A 1,252-nucleotide genomic window follows, 5' to 3' on the forward strand; every position below is an offset into this window, starting at 1 on the left:
TCAAACAACACCCGACGCATCGAACGAGGAAACACCGCAACCTCCCAAACCAGTGGATGTTGCAGTGACCGTATGAATCCGCCCGTGGTCTAGCGACCCTGGCGTAGAAAACGGTGCATGGCTGCCACGAGGGTGTGCGCCAATTTCTACCTCTGGGCTGTGACGGGTTCACGATCGCGACCCTGGTGTAGAGAACGGCGTCGCGCCGCACTATCCACAGCGCGCGGTTCATCCACAGAATCGACTGAGGCGTACGTGGGCACCGTCAATCCGTCGGTCACGCTGCCGACCATCGGTGCCCATGAACGCGCCATTCATCGGATCCGAAGCACTGGCAGCCGGCGTCCTCACGCGAGGGCAGCTGCGATGGCGTTACACCTCGGCGCACCCACGCGTGTATCTGTCGAAGAATGCTGTCGCAACGCTGGCAGACAACACCATGGCCGCGTGGTTGTGGACTGGCCGTCGCGGGATCATCGCCGGCCGCGCGGCGGCAGCGCTTCATGGGGCGCAATGGGTCGACGACGACGCTCCTGTAGAACTGATCGCCGAGCATGGGCGTCGCAGGCGCGGCGTCATCGTGCGCGAGGAACGTATCAGGCCCGATGAGATCTGCCGGATTGGCGAGTTCAGCGTCACCACACCGCTCCGCACGGCGCTTGATCTCGCGCGTTTTCTTCCTCGCGAGGACGCGGTCGCCCACCTCGACGCGCTGGCCATCGCCACGGGCGTCGAAGCGGCGCCGGTGCTCGAACTGGCAGCCCGATATCGCAGTCTGCGTGGAATACGAAGTGCCCGAACGGCCCTCGACCTGATGGACCCCGGTGGTCAATCTCCGAAGGAGACTTGGCTGCGGCTGCTCCTGATCGATGCGGGGTTTCGACGACCCCGCACTCAGATCCGGGTGACCGATGGTTTCGCCGAGGCGTTCATCGACATGGGTTATGACGACGTCAAAGTCGGCCTCGACTACTTGGGCAAGCACCACGCCACGGACCGGCCCCGCTATGTGCACGACATTGGGCGCAACGCGCTCATCGAACGTGAAGGGTGGATCAACATCCACGTCGTGGCCGAACACAGCAAAGCATTCATCCTGTACCGCGTGCGAGAGGCCTTTGCGCGGCGCGACGCTTCGCCGTTTTCTACGTGAGGGTCGCTAGACCACGGGCGGATTCATACGGTCACTGCAACATCCACTGGTTTGGGAGGTTGCGGTGTTTCCTCGTTCGATGCGTCGGGTGTTGTTTGA

The 1,252-nt window shown here is 62.9% G+C and carries 1 protein-coding gene; it reads left to right on the top strand.

The genetic code is table 11. The features are described 5' to 3' along the window. Positions 1-301 precede the first annotated feature (301 nt). Positions 302-1,153 (top strand): hypothetical protein, encoded by an 852-nt coding sequence (locus AC4ELS_RS17250; protein ID WP_498889528.1) that lies wholly within the window; start codon positions 302-304, stop codon positions 1,151-1,153. Positions 1,154-1,252 lie beyond the last annotated feature (99 nt).

The organism is Mycobacterium shunyiense, assembly GCF_058270035.1.